1 protein-coding gene and 1 pseudogene are annotated in these 2,287 nt (G+C 72.2%); both read left to right on the top strand.

The features are described 5' to 3' along the window. The first annotated feature begins 433 nt into the window (after positions 1–433). Positions 434–1,819: a class II fumarate hydratase gene (locus tag CCN72_RS34800; RefSeq protein ID WP_086812345.1), complete on the top strand. Its 1,386-nt coding sequence runs from the start codon at positions 434–436 to the stop codon at positions 1,817–1,819. Between the two features lie 94 nt (positions 1,820–1,913). After that, a pseudogene (locus CCN72_RS34795) lies at positions 1,914–2,287 on the top strand (DUF402 domain-containing protein); the annotation flags it as partial.

Here is a 2,287-nt window from a genome sequence, read left to right as displayed (position 1 = left end):
CGGTCCGCAAACGCCGGACGGACTGTGGAGCGCCGTCGGTCGAACAAACCGGACGACTTCCACCAGGACCCGGTCCCCAGCCGCCGTTCACCTCCACCGTGGTGCCCGGCCCGGCCCGGCGCAGCCCCTCGGCATGGCGCGCGGCCCCGCCCAGGCGTGACGCCATCAGTACGCGGCCGGCGAAGACACGGCTCGCCCCTCTCCGTCTCACCCGCAGGGCCCCAGTCCGGAAGAGCACCCCTCTTGCAACGCCGCACGGACCGAGAGGCGCCGTCGAACGAACAAGGCGGACGCCCCGGCTCCCGTCCCCGCAGCCGCCGTTCGCCGCCCTCCCGGTGCGCGGCCGGGTCCTGGGTGACCCGTACGGGGGTCGGGGCGCGGCCGATGGACCAACCCGCGGAACAACACCGGGTCCCCGCCCGCTGTACCCGGTATGAGCGAATACCGCATCGAGCACGACTCCATGGGCGAGGTCCGGGTACCGGCGGGTGCCAAGTGGCGGGCGCAGACGCAGCGGGCCGTGGAGAACTTCCCCGTGTCCGGGCAGCGGATCGAGCGGGCGCACATCGAGGCGCTCGCGCGGATCAAGGCGGCCGCGGCGAAGGTGAACGCGGAACTCGGGGTGCTGGACAAGGACGTCGCGGGGGCGATCCAGGAGGCCGCCGAGGAGGTCGCCCGGGGCGACTGGGACGAGCACTTCCCCGTCGATGTCTTCCAGACCGGTTCCGGCACCTCGTCCAACATGAACACCAACGAGGTCCTCGCGACCCTGGCGAGCGAGCGGCTCGGGCGCCCGGTGCATCCGAACGACCACGTCAACGCCTCGCAGTCGTCCAACGACGTCTTCCCCTCCTCGATCCACATCGCCGCCACCGCCGCCGTCACCCATGACCTGATCCCGGCCCTCGACCACCTCGCCGCCGCGCTGGAGCGCAAGAGCGCCGAGTTCGCCGACGTGGTGAAGTCGGGCCGCACGCATCTGATGGACGCCACCCCCGTGACGCTGGGCCAGGAGTTCGGCGGCTACGCGGCGCAGGTCCACTACGGCGTCGAGCGGCTGCGCGCCTCGCTGCCCCGGCTGGCCGAGCTGCCGCTGGGCGGCACCGCGGTGGGCACCGGCATCAACACCCCGCCCGGGTTCTCAGCCGCCGTCATCGAGGAGGTGGCCCGCGCGACCGGGCTGCCGCTGACCGAGGCCCGCGACCACTTCGAGGCGCAGGGCGCCCGGGACGGCATCGTGGAGACCAGCGGGCAGCTGCGGACCATCGCGGTCGGGCTGACGAAGATCGCCAACGATCTGCGCTGGATGGCCTCGGGCCCGCGCACCGGGCTCGCCGAGATCCGGCTGCCCGACCTCCAGCCGGGCTCCTCGATCATGCCGGGCAAGGTCAACCCGGTGGTGCCGGAGGCCGTGCTGATGGTCGCCGCCCAGGTCGTCGGCAACGACGCCACCATCGCCACCGCGGGCGCCGCCGGCAACTTCGAGCTGAACGTGATGCTCCCGGTCATCGCCAAGAACGTCCTGGAATCGATCCGGCTGCTGGCCAATGTGACCCGGCTGCTGGCCGACCGCACCGTCGACGGCATCACCGCCGACCGCGAACGCGCCCGCGAGTACGCCGAGTCGTCGCCGTCCGTCGTCACCCCGCTGAACAAGTACATCGGCTACGAGGAGGCCGCGAAGGTCGCCAAGAAGGCGCTCGCCGAACGCAAAACGATCCGTCAGGTGGTGCTGGAGGGCGGGTACGTGGAGCGCGGCGAGCTGACCGCGGAGCAGCTCGACGAGGCGCTGGACGTGCTGCGGATGACCCGCCCGTAACCGCCGAGCGAACTTTTTCGGCCACGCGCACGCGCATGGGGGAACCGTGACCTTCGCCGCAGCGCCCGCCCCGCCCGGCACCTAATATCTGCCCATGACGGACGACGGAACGATGCGGCAAGCGGCGGCGGGACCTGCGGCGTACTGGGCGCCGGGGACACCGATCCTGTGGCGTTACCGGGAGAACGGCGGCGCGAAGTTCCACATCGTGCGGCCCGTCACCGTCGTACGCGACGACGCCGAACTGCTCGCCGTCTGGCTGGCCCCCGGCACCGAGTGCGTGAAGCCGGCCCTGGCCGACGGCACGCCGGTGCACCGCGAGCCGCTGGAGTCCCGCTACACCAAGCCGCGCACGGTACGGCGGGACCGCTGGCTCGGCACCGGCGTGCTCAAGCTCGCCCAGCCCGGCGTGCCCTGGTCGGTGTGGCTGTTCTGGGAGCCGGGCTGGCGGTTCAAGAACTGGTACGT

Origin of the sequence: Streptomyces murinus (assembly GCF_002154555.1) — a bacterium.
GTDB classification, from domain to species: domain Bacteria; phylum Actinomycetota; class Actinomycetes; order Streptomycetales; family Streptomycetaceae; genus Streptomyces; species Streptomyces murinus.
This window is presented reverse-complemented; position numbering and strand designations above follow the sequence as displayed.

Excerpts from the sequence above, each read along its gene's own strand:
- CCN72_RS34800 (WP_086812345.1), top strand. The coding sequence starts at position 434 with ATGAGCGAATACCGCATCGAGCACGACTCCATGGGCGAGGTCCGGGTA.